The following is a 17,336-nucleotide window of genomic DNA, read 5'->3' as shown; positions in this document are numbered from 1 at the left end:
TTAGTTGGTCTCTTCAGGCACCAGCGCCTGTTGCAGATGACGCGTCAGACGACGTGCGGCCAGCGGCTGCGAATCCTCTTCGGCCTCACTAAAGGCGTGGCTGGCAATACGCGATTGTACGCGTACAGTAAAAATCGGTTTAACCAGCGGAATCTGATACCAGCGGCTTTGCTTATCGAGCATGCGCTCGGTGCAGCTGATGTGCACCACACGCAAATCGCAGCCCGCGCGCACCGCAATGTTGGCAGCACCGCGCTGCAGCTTCAGCGGCTCGCCATAACGTGTGCGCGTGCCTTCCGGGAAAATCAGAATGGTATCGCCGCGCGCCAGTCGCTGCTGGCTGTCTGGCAGCAGCGTATCGGCTTCGCTGTTAATCAGGTAATCGGCGGCGCGAATCACGCCACGGAAGAAAATGTTGTGCTGCAGCTCGGCTTTCACCAGGCAATCCATCTCCGGCAGCACCGACGCGATCATCACGTAATCGATCAGTGACGGATGGTTGGCGACGATCAGGCAGCCGCGATCCTGACGCAGCTGTTCTGCGCCGATGATCTGGTAATCGTAAACCCCGACAAAGCGGCAGAAACGCAGGAAGCAGCGGAAGCTCCAGGCGATGCTGCTGCGGGCGATATGGCGACGGCGCAGGCCATCGCGCTGCACCAGTAACAGCAGATTGAACCAAATCAGCGACAGTAGCAGGCCGCCCACGCTGAACAGCGTAAAGCTGACGGCGGTCATCACCAGCCGCCAGTAATAGTTGAAACCGGGACGCGCCTCGGTCAGCGAATTATCCACCATGCAGACGCTCCCAGTGCCACTGATGGCGCTCGCCGGCCACGCTAAAACGTGGCGTGTTGTGCAGCATCGCCGCCAGAAATTGCAGACTTTGCGGCAGAGGGTTGTGCAGCTCAGCGGGTTTGCCGGCCTGCGCTTCGCAACGCCATGCCTCGCCCGCCCGTAGCAGCAGCGCTACCGCGTACGGCGCATTAAAGCGATCGATTTCCGGTAGCCACGGACGGTAGTAATCCGGCACCACGCCGTCAAAATCCACCAGCAGCACCTGCGCATAACCCGCCTGATGCAGCGCCGCCACTTCTATCAATCCTTGCTGGAAGCTATCAATACCGGCCGAAACCGAGGATGAAACCAACGGCTGACGCGCGGCGATGGTCAAACTGCCCACCGCTGAGTTGTGAACCGACATGGCGAAATCGGTGGGCGACAGCGCTTGCTGTTCCGCCAGCGCGGTGAGAATGCGCAGATTACGCTCCAGTTCGCCGTGGCGACTGGTGAAGACGATGGCGTCCACGCTGTGCCGCGCCAATAACGCCAGCCCGCACTCAACCGCAGCACGGCTGCCGGCGCTGAGACGACGCGCGGTCATCATCGGCAAAAATTGGGGTTTCGCGATAGGTTGCGTGGCATCTAACGCCGGTGCCTGTTGCGCCCAACGTTGCCACTCTTCTGCGGTGCTGTTGCCCGGCGCGATGGCGTGCCAGTCAACAAGGGAGTAAGCGAGTTTCATACCTGTATTCTTTCTTCAGCCTCAGGGATGGTCCGGTTTTCGCTGCGCGGCATCCCTTCCTTGCTCTCTATACCCGTCATCCCATGCGGATGTCGCCGATTAACAAGGCGGGCACGTGGCCCGCCTGTTTCTATTTCGGCAGCGTTACGGCTAACTTTACAACATTATGTCAGCAATCACGCTTCGCGCTTATTTAGCGGCTTCGACCGCCAGTCGCGTCTGGATGCCCTGGCTCAGGTTCTGAATCCAGCGGTTATAGTTGCGGTGAATCTGACCGCTGCCTGCTTTCAGATTCTGGCTGCTGACATACTGAATTTGATAACTGTTCGCGGTGTAGTTCACGCGAATATCCGCGGTATGTCCGCGCTCGGCCAGGTGACCATTCATCACGCCCGGACCCGCTGGCGTCATCACCCAATGGTTAGCGGCGCCCGCCTGGACGATAGCTTGCTTCATTTGCTCATCCGAGTAGCTCTGACCCACGGTCTGGCTAACATTCTGGATCGGCGCGGTACGCGGCGCACAGCCGGTTAACAGGACCGCAGTAACTAACAACGCAAAACCGATTTTTTTATTCATCATTTCCTTTTCTTCCCCTGTCTTTGCATGCCGCTCAAGTGAGCGACCGCGCTGGTAAACTTACCAACACTGTTCCGTTCAGACTGTGTAAAGCGGGCGGATAATAACATTATTTGTAAAGACAAGTAAAAAGAAGCATGAATGACTTTAGAATCGTTTACTGCCGATTTAAAACCAGACGCAGGCCGTTTTACGGCGGAATTTCTACCGAAAAATGGCCTTGCGACATGATGTTTAACCCTGCCAGCCGCCGCCGAGCGAACGATATAGATCGATTTGCGCTAACAGCAGCGTATTTTTTACTGACACGATATTCAGCTGAGTGCTGAACAGCGTGCGCTGGGCGTCCAGCTCATCCAGATAAGAGGCGTAACCATTTTGGTAACGGTTGTGGGCAATGCGATACGCTTCCGCCACATAACTCTCCTGTTTCTGCAACTCCGCCAGCTGCTCCTCGCTACGGCGAATGGCATCCAGCGCGTTATCCACGTCGGAGAAGGCGTTACGCACCACTTTTTCATAACCGTACAGCGCCTGATTACGCGTCGCCATCGCCACATCCACCTGAGCAGTTAGCGCTTCGCGATTCAGCAGCGGAGCCAGAATGCTGCCGCCAATGCTCCACAGACGGAACGGATTATCCAGCAGCTGATGCAGTTCGCTGCTTTGCAAGGTGCCGCTGGCGGTGAGATTGAGCGACGGCAACAGTTTGGCCTGGGTTGACGCCAGTGACGCGTCGGCGGCCAGCAGCTGGCGCTGCGCCTGCACAATATCGGGACGGCGATTCAGCAACTGCGACGGCAGCAGCGATGGCAGGGTTTGCGGCTTGATGTGGTCGAACTGGCTGCTGCGCGCGATTTGGCGCGGGTTCATGCCCACCAGCACGCTAAGCGCGTTCTCCTGCTGCTCGATCTGATGCTGCAACTGCGGGATCTGCGCTTTGGCGGTTTGATATTCCGAGGCGGCCTGCATCCATTCAAGGCGCGAGGTGTAGCCGGTTTCAAACTGGCGCTGCGCCAGGTTGAGCGAGTTTTTGCGTGTCGCCAGCGTTGCCTGGGTTACGCGCAGCTGTTCATCCAGCGCGCACAAGCTGAGGTAGCCCGATGCCACCGAACTGGCGACGGTGAGCTCAGCAGCAGAAGCGGCAGCACGCTGCGCATCCAGCGAAGCTTCCGCAGCGCGAATGCTGTTGCTGCGGCTGCCCCATAAATCCACCTCGTAGTTGGCCTGCAGCAATCCCTGAAATACCGCGTTTTCATACGGCTGACCGGTGGCCGCCGACAGCGCACGCTGATGCGTAGCCGCCACGCCCGCCGACAGCGTCGGGAAATTATCGCCCTGCGCGGCACGTAATTCGGCACGGTATTGATCCACGCGCGAACGCGCGGTGAGGACATCGCTGTTGTGCTGCAGCGCTTGCGTGACAAGGCGATTGAGATTGGCATCGCCGAAGTTCTGCCACCATTGCGACTCGGGCAGCGCATGCGGGCCCACCTGCTGACGCCAGCTCTTAGGAATCGGCAACGATGAAGGCACTTTTTCCACTTCCGTTGCACAGCCGCTCACCATCCATGCCACACAGGTGGCTAACAATAAGCGCCTCATGGCGCATCCTTGTGCGGCTCTGCGGCGGTATCAATGCTTACTTCCACTGACATGCCCGGACGCAGTGCTTGCAGATCGTCATTCAAAATTTTGATGCGCACCGGAATGCGCTGGGCAATTTTCACAAAGTTGCCGGTGGCGTTATCCGGCGAGATAGCACTGAATTCGGAACCGGCGGCAGGCGAAATAAACTCGACGCGGCCATCGTAGTGCTTACCGTCCAGCGCATCGACGCGGATATTCACCGGTAAACCGGGACGCACGCGCGCCAATTGAGTTTCCTTGAAATTCGCGATGATCCATTTGTTTTCTGGCACCACCGATGTCAAACGCGTGCCGGCGGTCACATAGCTGCCTTTGCGCACCGACAGCTGACCGAGCTGGCCGCTGTCTGGCGCGATGATGCGCGTATTCGCCAGGTCGATATTTGCCAACTCCAGCGCCGCCTGCGCACTGGCAACATCGCCCTGCAGTGACGCGCGATTCACCACCACGGTTTGCAGATTCTGTTGTGAAACGGCCACCTGCGCATCCGCCTGACGCAACTGCGCCTGCGCCTGGGCATTTGCCGCGCGGGCGGCGTCGCGCTCACGTACCGACAGCGAGCCATCAGCCGCCAGATTCTCAACGCGCTTGAGATCGAGGCTGCTTTTCAGCGCCTGCGCTTTGGCATTTTCCAGCGCCGCTTTATTGCTGAGAATATTGGCTTCGGCACTTTTACGTTGCTGCTGGTTGTTGTTCTGCGCGGCGATTTTCATATCCAGCTGCGCCTGCGCCTGATGCACGCGCTGACGATAGATACGATCGTCGATGGTCATCAGCAGTTGGCCTTTGGTCACTGGCTGCAAATCCACCACGTTCACTTCGGTCAGATAGCCGTTCACCTGCGGGCTGATAAAGGTTACCTGGCCACGCACGTAGGCGTTTTCCGTGGACTGAACGGTGCTGGTGAACGGCCACAGCTGCCAGGCATAGAGGATCACCAGCACGCCGACGATGACAATGCCGCTGCCAGCGGCGATAGAAAGAATGCGTCGGCGGTTGGTGCGCTCGCGCTCCGCCGCCTGAATGTCGTCCTGTTGGCTCATGAATTCTCCGTCGGGGTTACTGGTTGTGCCGCATTCATTTTAGTCTGACGCCAGTTGATATAGCGTAAGCGCGTCAGGCGATACAGCACCCAGATTAAGGTGATGAAAGCCAGCGCGGCGGTAAGAAGATAAGTATCGTTATAGGCCAGCACGTTGGCTTGCAGCGTCGCCACCGTTTGCAGCTGGCTGCTGCTTTGCGCGCTGAGCAGCACGCTATCCGGCAACTGGCTGCTAAACAGCGAGCTGTACTGGCTGAGGCGTTCGGTCACGTTGGGATCCAGCTGCGACAGCTGATCGCCCAGCAGGCTGGAGTGGTATTTTTCGCGCCACGTCTGGAACGTGCCGAGAATGGCCGCGCCGATCAGGCCGCCTAAGTTTTGGCTCATGCCGAACAGCACCGAGAAGCTGACCAGGTTTTTCGGCTGCGTCACCACGCCGCCAATCCCCAGCAGCATGGCAGGCCCGAGAAAGAAGGCGCTGCCGAAACCGAGCAAAAACTGGCTAAAGTAGAGATTGTGGGCACGCGTCAGCGGGTTGGATTGCGCATCCATCAGCGAGGCGACGATCATCACCACTAACGACACGACAATTGGCCAGCTCAGATGCGTGGGTTTAATGGTTAGTGCGCTGGCGATCATGCCGCAAATCACCCCGGCAATGATCGCTAACGCCAGACCGCGCATCTGATCGTTGAGTAAGCCAAGCTGCTGCAGGAAACCCACCGCGCCGGTGTTTTGCTCGGCCAGCAGAATACGCATCATGATCATCACAATGCCCAGCCGCACAATCGTGCCGTTGCTGAGCCAGCGGGTATTCAGCAACGGATTCTTACGGTTGTGCTCGACGACAATCGCCGCCACGATCAACACCAGCGCCAGCGCTAATGCCACACCGAGCCACGGCGTGCTGAACCACCATTCGATGCGGCCCAGCGACAGCACCGCGCACAGCAGCGCCATGCCCGGCGCCATCAGCATAAAGGTGAGGAAATCCATCTTTTCAAAGGCTTTGATGCGGTCGCCGGGCGGCAGTTTCACCACCAGCACGCAGCCCAGCGAGATCATCGCCAGACCGAGTTCAAACAGGTATAAACCGCGCCACTCTTGCAGCTGCAGCAGTTCGGTGGAGAACAATCGTGCCAGCGGAATCGCCAGCTGCGATGCGGTGATGCCAATCACCAGGGCTTTAAGCCGATGCTTCGCCGGCCAGGCCTGAATCTGGTAATAGATGCCGAGCGAACTGAGCGCCGCGCCGACCATGCCATGCGCGGTGCGGACAATGATCGCCGAGCTGAGATCGTTAGCCAGCAGGTGGAAAAACGCCACGATCACATACAGCACCAGAAACGCTTCGGTGAACAGCCGCAGACCAAACTGCTGGCGGAACTTCACCAGCAGCAGGTTGATGGAGATGTTGCCCATCACATATACCGCGGGCAACCAGGCGATCTCATTGCTGTAAGCGCCGAAGGTGCCTTGCAGATTGGTGAGGTTGGCAGAGACCAGCGCGTTACTCAGCGCGCCGGTAATCGAGATCAATAAGCCAATGATGCCAAATGCGATGCGCTTCGAAGGCGAATGCAGCGGCGTTGAGGGCGAACCCGGCAGCATCGGCTTTTCATGCGGCAGCCATTCGCGCGGGGCATAAGGATTACGTTTTGCCACCGTTAAACGCTTCCCAGACGCGCGAGCAGCTGTTGCAGCACCTGTTCCGTTATCGCCAGCGATGCAGGATCGATATCTGCCAGCAACTGTGCACGTAGCGCATCGGCCTGCGTTTTCACTTCGGCAAAGGCCACGCTGCCCTGCTCAGTCAGAATCAGCAGGCGTTTGCGACGATCTTCCGGCGGCTGCATGCGCGCTAATAGCTGCTGCTTCACCAGACGATCCACCAGCGGCACGACGCTGGCCTCTTCCAGACCAAGCAACTGCGCCAGCGCTTTTTGTGTTGGCGGCTCGACGGCGGTGGCAACGCTGGCAATCGCCATCCAGCTGCTCATGCTCAATCCGCTCTCTTTGAGGCGACGATCAACAGCCAAACGCCACGCGTGCGCGGTGAGATGCAGCAAACGAGAAAAGGGTTGGGGATAGTCGCTCAAAACGTAGTGGCCTAATGGTTAGGTATCTAACTAAACGGGAGCGTTATTATAAGGTAAGCCGCTCGCCAATGAAAATTTTGCTTACACCTGCAAACGTAGTTGGCAGCACAAAAAATCTCCAGCTTTCTTTATCAGTTGTACAACTCACCGAAAATTTGGCGGTTTGGGCTTATTCTTGTATAGCTTTTAGAAAACATTACAAATCATAAGTAACTGCTAAATAAGGACTAGCACAAATTGCTTAAAATCCAGGTTGTACAAGTTGTGCTGGATTGTATAAGTTTACGTCCCGTGAGCCAGGAGATGGCTCCGTAACGAATGATGCACTTTGCGTCGCCTCTGAAGGTGTTGTGGATTTCCACCTTCAGAGGTGTCTTTTTGCGTTGGTTGATGAGTTGGGTGTTGCGCGCCTGTCCGCGTGCAAATTTTTTCATCATGGAGCTGAAGGCACATTGCCATCAGGCCGATCTTAAGGGCTTCACATATGCAAAACGCCGCAAACAGTAGCGCTGCCATCGCTGACTATTTCAAACTGGCCGGTAACAGCGACAGCAGTGAAATGGAAGTTTTCGGGCAGATCATCGCCGAAATCCTGCAAGCCGGTATGCCGGTTTCTAATAAAGCGATTATTGCTTCGCTGATTAACCGTCTTGAGATGGAAAGCGATGTGATTCAGCTGGATATTTATCGCCATCTGCTTGAATTGGTTGTGAATAAAACACCTGACGATCTCGCGGTCTAAAGCCGGATTCCAGGGATGGAATCACCCTCACCTGCCCCAACGCGCTAGCGTCTCACCTTATTGCCCGGTAACATCCCCTTTCGGAAAATCCTAACTGGTTACTGCCGTACCGCGACGGTATGCGCACAATAATAAAAGAGCCTGCACAATTTATGAGTCAACCAACTGAGCGCACCACTGCGGTGGAGAGCGATATCACCGTGGGGCGCGTTTTACGTTCGCCTGCCCTGCTAACCCGCGAGTGTCTGGCCGGCATTATTACCGCGCTGGCGCTGATCCCGGAAGTTATCTCCTTCTCCGTGATTGCCGGTGTCGATCCTAAAGTCAGCCTTGTGGCCTCGGTGGTGCTGTGCCTGACGCTGTCGATTCTGGGCGGTCGTCCGGCGATGGTCACCGCAGCGGCCGGTTCGGTGGCGCTGGTGATCGGCCCAATGGTGCATGCGCACGGCGTTGAATACATCCTGCCGGCGGTGATTATGGGCGGCATTATCCAGATTATCTTTGGGCTCGCTGGGTTGTCGCGCATGATGCGCTATATCCCGCGTTCGGTGATGATCGGCTTCGTTAACGCCCTCGGCGTCCTGATCTTCTTTGCGCAGGTCCCGCACGTTTGGGGACAATCCGCGTTGGTGTGGGTGCTATTCGCCGTTACGCTGGCCATCGTGCTGCTGCTACCGAAAGTGCTGAAAAGCGTCCCTTCACCGCTGGTGGCGATTGTGGTGGTGACGGCGGTCGCGTTGCTGCTTGGCTATCGCGTACCGAACGTGAGCGATGAAGGGCCAATGACCGCCGGTCTGCCAGGCTTCACGACGCTACTGGTGCCAATCAATCTGCACACGCTGCAAATCATCTGGCCCACCGCCTTGAGCATCGCCTTTGTGGGTTTGATGGAATCGTTACTGACCGCCAAACTGGTGGATGACATTACCGATACGCCTTCCGCTAAACGTCGCGAATCCTGGGCGCTGGGCGTCGGCAATATTCTTGCGGGCTTCTATGGCGGCATCGCCGGTTGCGCGATGATTGGCCAAACCATCGTTAACGTCGAGCTGGGCAAAGCACGTACGCGTGTTTCTACGGTCGCGGCGGGTATCGTGCTGCTGTTATTAGTGACCGGACTGAGCCAGATTATGGCACAGATCCCGATGGTAGTACTGGCGGGCATTATGATGGTGGTAGCGGTGAAAACCGTGAACTGGCACAGCCTGCAGCCGGCTACGCTTAAACGCATGCCGTGGTCGGAAACCTTTGTGATGGTGCTGACGGTTGCTGTCACCGTGTGGACCGGCAACCTGGCGATTGGCGTGCTGGTTGGTGTGATTCTGGCGATGATGCTGTTCGCACGCCGCATCGCTCACGTCATTCACGCTGAACGCCAGCTGAGCGAGGATGGCCAACAGGTCAATTACACCGTGCGCGGCCCGCTGTTCTTTGGTAGCAGCAATGATTTGTTTGAACACTTCAATTACGGCCACGATCCAAAAACTGTCACCATCGATTTGACGCATGCGCAGATTTGGGACGCTTCCAGCGTGGCGGCCCTTGATGCTATCGAATATCGCTATCAGCGCCATGGAGCGAACGTCACCTTTATCGGGCTGGATAACCGCAGCAGCGATTTCCGCGAGCGGCTGAGTGGCAATCTGGGATAGAAATATTAGGATTGAGACGAAAAACGCCGGAAATCCGGCGTTTTTTATGGTTACTGCCGCGCTTCGCTTACGTAATTTGCTGTCACTTACTTTGCTTAACTCATGGTCAATCCTTTGATCTCTTTGGGATTGATTACTCAATCGCTTAATTATAAGGAGCAGCAGATGAACGTTTTAGCAAAAGCAGCATTGGTGACGTTAACCTTGGTATCGCTGGCGGGTTGTATGCACAAAAGTGATGCGGTCGGCAACGATGGGCGCCCACATGCGCCAAGTAACCAACCGGTGCCGGGTGCCAGCGAAGGTGCAGGTCCGGTGGGACAACCGCAATCGTAATGACTTGCCCGGCTTTGCCGCCAGAATATACCTATTAAAACTGCGGAGAATGTTGTAACACATTCTCCGCATACTTAAGCCATTGGCTGGATTGTTGCCCTTTTAATAAATTGCACGTGAATATAATTCTATCTTATACAATATATCACGCAGGTTATTCCTGACTGGCTTCGCTTTCTAATTTGGCCCGTTTAAAATTATCGCCATCTTTAACAAATTCATAGCAATCCATAATTACTCCAGATATGCGTAATATATCGCTAGGTTCATTAATAGTTAGTCGCTTTCCATCAAACTCTAATCGAGCCCTTTTGATCTCATTTTTTTGCAGGTCATTAAGCTCAATAGGAAAGTTAACATATGAGCTTTTTTTATCGTAGAACCGAATTATCCATCTTGTTGTCTTACCCTCAAAAAGAATGCCGAAATAAGACTCTGTATCTTTATATCTGATGTCAGCTTCACTTCCCACGATGCTTTTTACTTTCTCAAACATATCGAGTTCGATAGCTGTGGTTATGATATTTGGATTGTCTGGGTCGATTATGTTTTCAGGCTGCTTAGCTAGCTCGGTTTGAACCTCGTCCTCAACCTCCTCGGAAGCCAGCTCCTTCTTCGATGTAGATAGACCAGACACAACCATGTCACTTACAGACTTCTCAACAGCCAGCTTAACTAAAGGCGTTATCGAATCCAGAAATCTTTGATTTAACTGCCGCTCAATATTTGATCTTGAGGCAACATACCTGACAAATTCACTATCGACATCTCTTAGACTCGCTCTGATAGTTTTAGTGAAAGCACTAAGATACACACTCTCTTCGGCAAGCGTTCTCAATGCTTCTGGTTTAAATTTGTCATAACGGAATCTAAAAAGTTGCTGAATATCTGAGTCAGATAATGAATCAATTTTAATAGTAAGAAAGGGTTTATGATCCATGATGTTTTTCTGCTTTAGATCAGTAAAAAACCGCCACTCTTTGCCATTAGTTATAGCCGAGACTGTCACTTCAGGTGTTGAATTGAAATACCTTGAAAGTTGAGGGCAATGATTTTCAATCTGTTCGTTGAATCCCTTCGCTTCAATAAACATCACCGGAACACCCTGGCAGAAGAGAGCATAATCTACTCTCTCATTAGCCTTAACACCGACGAAGTCTGCGTAATATTCCGCTTTAACTTTTGTAGGATCATAAGGTGTGAACCCAAGAATATCTAAAAGAGGCATTATCAAAGCTTGCTTTGTTGTCTCTTCAGTGGTGCAGAACTGGCCCATCGTTGCTACATGGTTTGCGTGCGAAGCTAATTTTGCAGTGAAATTTTCCACCCTAACTCCTTGGTAGTTATGTCGAATAAGATTAAACAAAACGTTACAAATAGAAACATTACACCCAAGAAAGAAGGTTTTCAATCTTGCCGATATTAATTCGCAAAAGTTAAGAAAAATTATGATTCGCCAGGCATTTGTAGCCCATTTAGGGCGTTACAGCAAAGGAGGTGTTTTGAGGACAGCAACGTTTAATTTTGAGAGGTAATGGATTGAGCAGCGTTACCGTATGCAATAGAACTTGCGCATAGAAAGGTTAACAAAAAACAAAAAAACCGCCCTTAGGCGGTTACGACATTACTGCATATTGCTTTGATTTTATTTGGTTTTTAACAGCTTGAAATATGGTGCCCGGGGCGGGACTTGAACCCGCACAGCCATAAGCCGAGGGATTTTAAATCCCTTGTGTCTACCGATTTCACCACCCGGGCAGGGTGTAAATTGGAGGCGCGTCCCGGAGTCGAACCGAGGTAGACGGATTTGCAATCCGTTGCATGGCCACTCTGCCAACGCGCCTTTAATCTGGTATGTAATTCGTTGAATACGAACCACTAAATTTGGAGCGGGAAACGAGACTCGAACTCGCGACCCCGACCTTGGCAAGGTCGTGCTCTACCAACTGAGCTATTCCCGCATAACCATCGTATTTGAGTTTGCCACTGCGTTGGCTGCCTTCACTCACCCAGGTCACTTACCAATGTAAGCTCCCAGGGATTCGTTCAGTTGCCGCCTTGTCGCCAACTCAACTACTCGGTTCTGGTATTTCTTCATCGAACTCGCTGATTTTATTCAGCTTCTTGCAGGCTTGCTGCCGTTCGATGCGATGCATTCTACTTATCTGACGCAGTGAGTCAACAGAATTATCCACACACTGCGTCCGTTTGCTGCTTTTTAAATCGCATCGATCAGCTATCGAGCAAATCGCCGCGCGCTGCGCTTAAATACTGGAACATTGACCAGAACGTCAGCACGGCTGCGATGTACAGCGCGACCACACCCACGCCAACCACCGTGGCTTCTGGACGCCACAGCAGGGCAAACAGCGAGAACATCTGCGCGGTGGTTTTCACCTTGCCGATCCACGACACTGCCACGCTGCTGCGTTTGCCGATCTCCGCCATCCACTCACGCAGCGCAGAGATAATGATTTCACGCGCGATCATCGTTGCCGCAGGCAGCGTAATCCACCACGCGTGGAAATGCTCCGCCACCAGCACCAGCGCAATCGCCACCAGCACTTTATCCGCAACCGGATCGAGGAACGCGCCAAAACGCGTGGTCTGCTTCCAGCGACGCGCTAAAAAACCATCAAACCAGTCAGTAACCGCAGCAATCACAAAGATCAGTGCAGTAGCAAAGGGAGCCCATTGAAATGGCAGATAAAACGCCAGGACAAAAAAGGGAATAAGTACGACTCGAAACAGGGTAAGACACGTCGGAATGTTAAATTGCATATGCCAGTAACTGTCTGGTGTGAGTAGGGTTTCATGTATGTTGCTACATTGCCCCCCCTCTTTCAACGTTAGTGTTTCAGTGAGTAGTAGATTTTTTCCGCCAGCGCGGTGGAAATTCCCGGCACTTTAGCAATCTCGTCGACGCTGGCATTCATCAGCGGTTGCAGGCCACCCATATACTTGAGCAGCTGCTGGCGCCGTTTGGGCCCCACGCCTTCAATACTTTCCAACGCGCTGGTGTTCTTCACTTTGGCGCGTTTTTTCCGATGACCTGAAATCGCATGATTGTGAGAGTCATCACGAATATGCTGAATCACATGCAGCGCAGGCGAGTCCGGCGGTAAGGAAACGCCCTCACCTTCCGCTTCAAAGAACAGCGTTTCCAGCCCGGCTTTACGATCGCTACCCTTCGCCACGCCGAGTAAAATCGGACGATCTTTATCCCAGGGTACATTCAGCTCGGCAAAAACCTGTTTCGCCTGCGCTAACTGACCTTTACCGCCGTCGATGATGATCACGTCGGGGATTTTGTCCTCTTCCAGCGCTTTGCCGTAACGACGGCGCAGCACCTGATTCATCGCCGCGTAATCATCGCCCGGCGTGATGCCCTCAATGTTGTAGCGACGGTAATCCGAACGCAGCGGACCATCACGGTTGAACACCACGCACGACGCAATGGTCTGCTCGCCCATGGTGTGGCTGATGTCGAAGCACTCCATGCGATGAATGGTGTCGAGCTCAAGGAACGTCGCCAGCGCCGCCAGACGCTGCTGAATGGTCGAATGCTGCGACAGCTTGGTAGTCAGTGCCGTTGCCGCATTGGTGCGCGCCAGTTTCAGGTAGCGTGCACGGTCACCACGCGGCTTACTTTGAATGTTCACTTTACGTCCCGCCAGCGCGCTCAGCGATTCCGCCAGTAGCTCACGTTCCGGTAGTGTAAAGTCCAGCAGAATTTCCGCCGGCAAAGTGCGCGCTTCACTGCCTTGCAGATAGAACTGCCCGACAAAGGTTTGTACCACTTCGGTCAGTTCGGTATCGGCAGGTACTTTCGGGAAGTAGCTGCGGCTGCCGAGCACTTTGCCCTGACGGATAAACAGCACGTGCAAGCAAGCCATGCCAGCATCAAAGGCCACGCCCATCACATCCAGGTCTTCACCCTGATTGGAGACAAACTGCCGCTCGGTTACGCGCCTTACCGCTTGAATCTGGTCGCGTAAAATCCCGGCCTCTTCAAAACGCAGTTCCTCACTGGCATTTTCCATGCGCTTGACCAGCTGATTAATCACCTGATCATCTTTCCCCGCGAGGAACAAACGCACGTAATCGGTTTGCTGCGCATACTCCTCTTCGCTAACCAAGCCGGAAACGCAGGGTCCAAGGCAGCGGCCAATTTGATACTGCAAACACGGGCGCGAGCGGTTGCGATACACGCTGTTTTCACACTGACGAATCGGGAATACCTTCTGCAGCAGCGCGAGGGTTTCACGCACCGCATAGCCGTTCGGAAACGGGCCAAAGTATTCGCCTTTGGCGTGCTTCGCGCCGCGGTGCATCGCCAGACGCGGATGGCTATCGCCACTGAGGAAAATGTAAGGATAGGATTTGTCATCGCGCAGCAGCACGTTATAGCGCGGCTGGTAGAGCTTGATGTAGTTATGCTCCAGCAGCAGCGCTTCCGTTTCGGTGTGCGTCACGGTAACGTCGATGTTCTGGATGTTGCTGACCAGCACTTCAGTTTTGCGACTGCCCACCTGCGTACGGAAGTAGCTGGTCAGGCGCTTTTTGAGGTCTTTGGCTTTACCAACATAGATCACCGTGCCGGTCGCATCGTACATACGGTAGACGCCGGGTTGGCTGGTCACGGTGCTGAGAAAGGCTTTGGAATCGAAAACGTCACTCACTACTGATTAATGGCTCCGCATTGAATAAGCCATGTCGAATGGCCAAATGCGTTAACTCGACGTCGCCACTGATATTCAACTTGCTGAACATGCGATAGCGGTAACTGTTAACGGTTTTCGGGCTGAGACTGAGTTGTTCGGAAATTTCCGTCACTTTCTGCCCGCGTGTGATCATCAGCATAATCTGCAATTCCCTTTCCGACAAACAGCTGAAGGGGGATTCGGCTTTTTGCGGTTCGATCTGGCTGAGTGCCATTTGCTGGGCAATATCCGAGGCGATATAGCGTTGCCCTGAATGCACCGAGCGAATCGCACTCACCACTTCCTGCGGCGCGGCGCCTTTACTGAGATAACCCGCTGCGCCCGCCTGCATTACCTTCGCCGGCAGTGGATTTTCAGTATGAATGGTGAGCATGATGATGCGGATATCCGGGTTAAAGCGCACAATTTTGCGTGTCGCTTCCAGGCCGCCAATACCGGGCATGTTCATGTCCATCAGCACTACGTCAACCGGATTGCTGCGGCACCATTTCACAGCGTCTTCACCGCACGCCGCTTCACCCGCAATAACGAGGCCTTTCATATCTTCCAGAATGCGGCGAATACCGGCGCGTACCAGTTCATGGTCATCAACAAGAAGCAGGCTGATCAACGGGACGTACTCCGCAGGTTAAGAAAGGGAAATATATTTCAGAACGGTCATCTTACCGGTTTTCAGGTGGAAAAAACATCTACAGTCACAGATAAATCTCAAATGAACTGATGCAAATCAATAACATTTCTTTGATCCAGCTTTTACTGCACAGGGCAATAACATGCAAAATGAGATAAGTTAAATTGTTAATAATATCATTAAGTTATAATTTATAGCTCGATTTTATTGTCGCATTCCGATCGCCTGGTAAATAACAGCTAAACGCCAATTCTGGTTGCTGACAAATAGCGCAATGCGCAATTAAAAAGCGGTCTGACTTTTACCGCTTCGCTTCATTAAAATTCATCTGAAAACCCTATGATATACTCTCTTTCTTACGCACAGGAAGAATGTGTCAACATTGAGTAATACCCCAAGGAGTCAATTATGAGTGATGAAGATTTCGCAACTTCACGAGACACGCAGGCGCTGGCCGACGAAGTCGCCTGTCTGAAAATGATGGTGACGCTGATTCTGAAAGGAATGGGTCAAGCCGATGCCGGTAAGGTGATCATCAACATGGAGCGTTATGTGCAAGCTTCGTTAGGCGATAAGCCGCAGGCGGAAGTGTTTAATAATACAATTCGTCAGATCAAAACCGCTTACCGTCAATAAGCGATGTGCCCCGCGCGAAATGCGCGGGGTATTTAGGTGTGTGATTGCCAGTTTACTGAAACACCCAGCGACGGCAGCACCTCTTCCGGGCTAAAGCGTCGTGTACCCCGATATTTCTCCGCCAGCGCCGGTTGATCAACCGGAATGCGAATGGCAAACAGATTGTCTTCAGATTGGATCAAGCCCGGTGAGAGCGGCTCGTAGACTACCTGATGCTGTTCGAACATCTTCTCAAGCATTGGCGTCGCCGAACTGATCAAATACTCCATGCCGCTCAGTTCTGCTAATTGCACCGAGTGCCACAAAATACTCAGCGGCAGCTCCGCGTCCACCTCAAGGCGCGCCGAGAAGCGCGACATTTCCCATACCTTTTCCTGATCGAAAGGCAGAATAAAACCTTCCGGCACCTCAGGTTCATGCCACGGCAACAGACGTGCGCAGCCGCAAATACCCTGACGAGCGTTCCAGGCAATCAACCAGGTGACATCCGAACGATCAAAACGATCGTACTCTTGCCCTGGCGTACTCAATCGCGGTGGAATCGACCACCCTTCGCCGCGCGCAAACACGCTATAGCGATACGTTCCCAGTTCTGCCAACAGTGAGGACGGCATATCCTTAAGCTGTGTTTGAATTACTTTCATCATGCGCCTCTGACATCCCCATGTATGCAATGATTTCTTTGAGCCAGCCTGGCAACGTTGCGCGCAGGGTAGACAACTGACACGGGAGAAGGAACTACTAAAATTAGTAGTTGCTTTTTCGCTATATCAGGCCAACCGCAGCGGCATAACAGGCAATCTGCGTTTTATTGGAAACATTAAAACGCTTTTGCATATTCTTTTGGTGAAAATTCACCGTATGTTCAGATATGGCTAAAATAAGTGAAATTTCCGCCGACGTTTTTCCTTCCGCCGTCCATTTCAGGATTTCTAATTCACGCTGACTAAAATCGTTAGATAAAACGACCATAGAATCGTCATTCAAACGCTCCAACACGCGCAAACTCAGTTCCGCCAGAAGATGCAGTTTCACCTCAAGCTCTATGCGCAAGTGTTGGGTCTTACTGTGAAGTGTCGATGCAATAGATAATATACCAATGGTACGATTTGGTGCCATTGCTGAGCAGGAAAAGCCGCTCATTAATCCCGCGGCGTTGGCTTCTGCCCACAAATTACCCGCACCGGTAAATAAATCGCGCGTCCATTCAACACCCCGTCCCGGCCGCTGACAGAGTAATAGCACCGGATCGACCTTATAATAGTTCTCGCTTTCGTAGCGTTTTACCCAGCCTTCCGGGTATGTACTGAACAAAAACAAGCGCGGCCGGGTAAAGGGCACCGGATGCTGAACCAAAAAAGCGAAGTAATCGAAACCCAGCTTTTCAATCTGCTGTTGCAACAGGGATTTCAATTGCGTCACTTGCGTTAGCGCCAGAAATTCATTTTCCATTTCGCCTCGCCAGACGAAATAATTATCGGTCGTCATTATTGCCTTAGCGCTGTTTCACGCTTTTACATTCTGAAATTAGTTCGTGTTAACGCAAAAAATAAATTAGCCAGACAAAAAATATTGATTGAAAAAGGAGCAAATTTGCCAGCAGCTAGCATAACTCTTCTACTGTCAATGCGTTAACGTAATGAAAATGTGTAAGTTCACGTTAATTGTTAACAGGTTCACAAGTTTAATTCCTCAGCAGATTAGAATAGGATTTTTCTGA

General features: G+C 53.1%; 17 protein-coding genes and 3 tRNA genes. 4 read left to right on the top strand and 16 right to left on the bottom strand.

From position 1 onward, the window contains the following. From P6287_RS07305 to P6287_RS07275, 7 genes are all read right to left on the bottom strand, one after another. On the bottom strand, positions 1-798 hold the full coding sequence (locus tag P6287_RS07305; protein WP_110865892.1) for a 1-acyl-sn-glycerol-3-phosphate acyltransferase: 798 nt from the start codon (positions 796-798) through the stop codon (positions 1-3). Then, on the bottom strand, positions 788-1,525 hold the full coding sequence (locus tag P6287_RS07300) for a beta-ketoacyl synthase chain length factor (protein ID WP_137385538.1): 738 nt from the start codon (positions 1,523-1,525) through the stop codon (positions 788-790). Before P6287_RS07300 ends, P6287_RS07305 begins: the two co-directional genes overlap by 11 nt. Before the next feature lie 189 nt (positions 1,526-1,714). Then, positions 1,715-2,104 carry a hypothetical protein gene (locus tag P6287_RS07295; RefSeq protein ID WP_167391170.1) on the bottom strand — a complete coding sequence of 130 codons (390 nt, stop codon included), beginning with the start codon at positions 2,102-2,104 and terminating at the stop codon, positions 1,715-1,717. A 234-nt stretch (positions 2,105-2,338) separates the two neighbouring features. Next, entirely contained in the window at positions 2,339-3,709 is a 1,371-nt protein-coding gene (locus P6287_RS07290) for an efflux transporter outer membrane subunit (RefSeq protein ID WP_277974724.1), read from the bottom strand. Continuing rightward, positions 3,706-4,797: an HlyD family secretion protein gene (locus tag P6287_RS07285; protein WP_110865890.1), complete on the bottom strand. Its 1,092-nt coding sequence runs from the start codon at positions 4,795-4,797 to the stop codon at positions 3,706-3,708. The genes P6287_RS07290 and P6287_RS07285 overlap by 4 nt, the downstream gene beginning before the upstream one ends. After that, positions 4,794-6,461, bottom strand: a complete 1,668-nt coding sequence (locus P6287_RS07280; protein WP_101760892.1) for an MFS transporter — start codon at positions 6,459-6,461, stop codon at positions 4,794-4,796. Before P6287_RS07280 ends, P6287_RS07285 begins: the two co-directional genes overlap by 4 nt. A 2-nt stretch (positions 6,462-6,463) precedes the next feature. After that, positions 6,464-6,895: a MarR family transcriptional regulator gene (locus P6287_RS07275; protein WP_277974723.1), complete on the bottom strand. Its 432-nt coding sequence runs from the start codon at positions 6,893-6,895 to the stop codon at positions 6,464-6,466. Between the two features lie 484 nt (positions 6,896-7,379). On the opposite strand from P6287_RS07275, the gene P6287_RS07270 reads away from it, so the two are divergent. From P6287_RS07270 to P6287_RS07260, 3 genes are all read left to right on the top strand, one after another. Continuing rightward, positions 7,380-7,637, top strand: coding sequence for a biofilm/acid-resistance regulator YmgB/AriR (locus tag P6287_RS07270; protein WP_008102310.1), 258 nt, complete (start codon positions 7,380-7,382; stop codon positions 7,635-7,637). A 152-nt stretch (positions 7,638-7,789) separates the two neighbouring features. Continuing rightward, positions 7,790-9,289, top strand: a complete 1,500-nt coding sequence (locus P6287_RS07265) for a SulP family inorganic anion transporter (RefSeq protein WP_277974722.1) — start codon at positions 7,790-7,792, stop codon at positions 9,287-9,289. A gap of 165 nt (positions 9,290-9,454) precedes the next feature. Continuing rightward, complete coding sequence (locus P6287_RS07260) at positions 9,455-9,625, top strand: hypothetical protein (RefSeq protein ID WP_167391169.1); 171 nt, start codon at positions 9,455-9,457, stop codon at positions 9,623-9,625. Positions 9,626-9,779: 154 nt separating this feature from the next. Here the strand turns inward: P6287_RS07260 and P6287_RS07255 are convergent, their stop codons facing one another. The 7 genes from P6287_RS07255 to uvrY form a co-directional block, all read right to left on the bottom strand. Continuing rightward, entirely contained in the window at positions 9,780-10,952 is a 1,173-nt protein-coding gene (locus tag P6287_RS07255) for a type I restriction endonuclease (protein WP_192413710.1), read from the bottom strand. 345 nt (positions 10,953-11,297) lie between these two features. Then, positions 11,298-11,383: transfer RNA gene (locus P6287_RS07250), tRNA-Leu, on the bottom strand. Between the two features lie 11 nt (positions 11,384-11,394). Beyond that, positions 11,395-11,468 (bottom strand) — tRNA-Cys (locus P6287_RS07245). Between the two features lie 42 nt (positions 11,469-11,510). Further along, a tRNA-Gly gene (locus tag P6287_RS07240) sits at positions 11,511-11,586 on the bottom strand. A 271-nt stretch (positions 11,587-11,857) separates the two neighbouring features. Next, entirely contained in the window at positions 11,858-12,406 is a 549-nt protein-coding gene (pgsA, locus tag P6287_RS07235; RefSeq protein ID WP_008102316.1) for a CDP-diacylglycerol--glycerol-3-phosphate 3-phosphatidyltransferase, read from the bottom strand. Between the two features lie 68 nt (positions 12,407-12,474). After that, complete coding sequence (gene uvrC, locus P6287_RS07230; RefSeq protein ID WP_192234346.1) at positions 12,475-14,307, bottom strand: excinuclease ABC subunit UvrC; 1,833 nt, start codon at positions 14,305-14,307, stop codon at positions 12,475-12,477. Then, the gene (gene uvrY, locus P6287_RS07225; protein ID WP_008102320.1) at positions 14,300-14,959 is read right to left on the bottom strand and encodes a UvrY/SirA/GacA family response regulator transcription factor; all 660 of its coding nucleotides are present in this window, start codon (positions 14,957-14,959) and stop codon (positions 14,300-14,302) included. The genes uvrC and uvrY overlap by 8 nt, the downstream gene beginning before the upstream one ends. A 429-nt stretch (positions 14,960-15,388) precedes the next feature. On the opposite strand from uvrY, the gene P6287_RS07220 reads away from it, so the two are divergent. Beyond that, a complete protein-coding gene (locus tag P6287_RS07220) occupies positions 15,389-15,616 on the top strand; it encodes a DUF2594 family protein (protein ID WP_007887303.1) in 228 nt (75 codons plus the stop codon). A gap of 32 nt (positions 15,617-15,648) precedes the next feature. On the opposite strand, the gene P6287_RS07215 is transcribed toward P6287_RS07220, so the two are convergent. Together P6287_RS07215 and sdiA are read right to left on the bottom strand one after the other, a co-directional pair. Beyond that, a complete protein-coding gene (locus tag P6287_RS07215; protein WP_192413974.1) occupies positions 15,649-16,260 on the bottom strand; it encodes an acyl-homoserine-lactone synthase in 612 nt (203 codons plus the stop codon). A gap of 121 nt (positions 16,261-16,381) precedes the next feature. After that, positions 16,382-17,104, bottom strand: coding sequence for a transcriptional regulator SdiA (gene sdiA / locus P6287_RS07210; protein ID WP_101760898.1), 723 nt, complete (start codon positions 17,102-17,104; stop codon positions 16,382-16,384). Between the last annotated feature and the right edge of the window lie 232 nt (positions 17,105-17,336).

It is taken from the genome of Pantoea sp. X85 (assembly GCF_029623675.1).
Lineage (GTDB): Bacteria > Pseudomonadota > Gammaproteobacteria > Enterobacterales > Enterobacteriaceae > Pantoea > Pantoea leporis.
The sequence above is the reverse complement of the archived record's forward strand: the minus strand, read 5'-3'. Positions and strand labels throughout refer to the sequence as shown.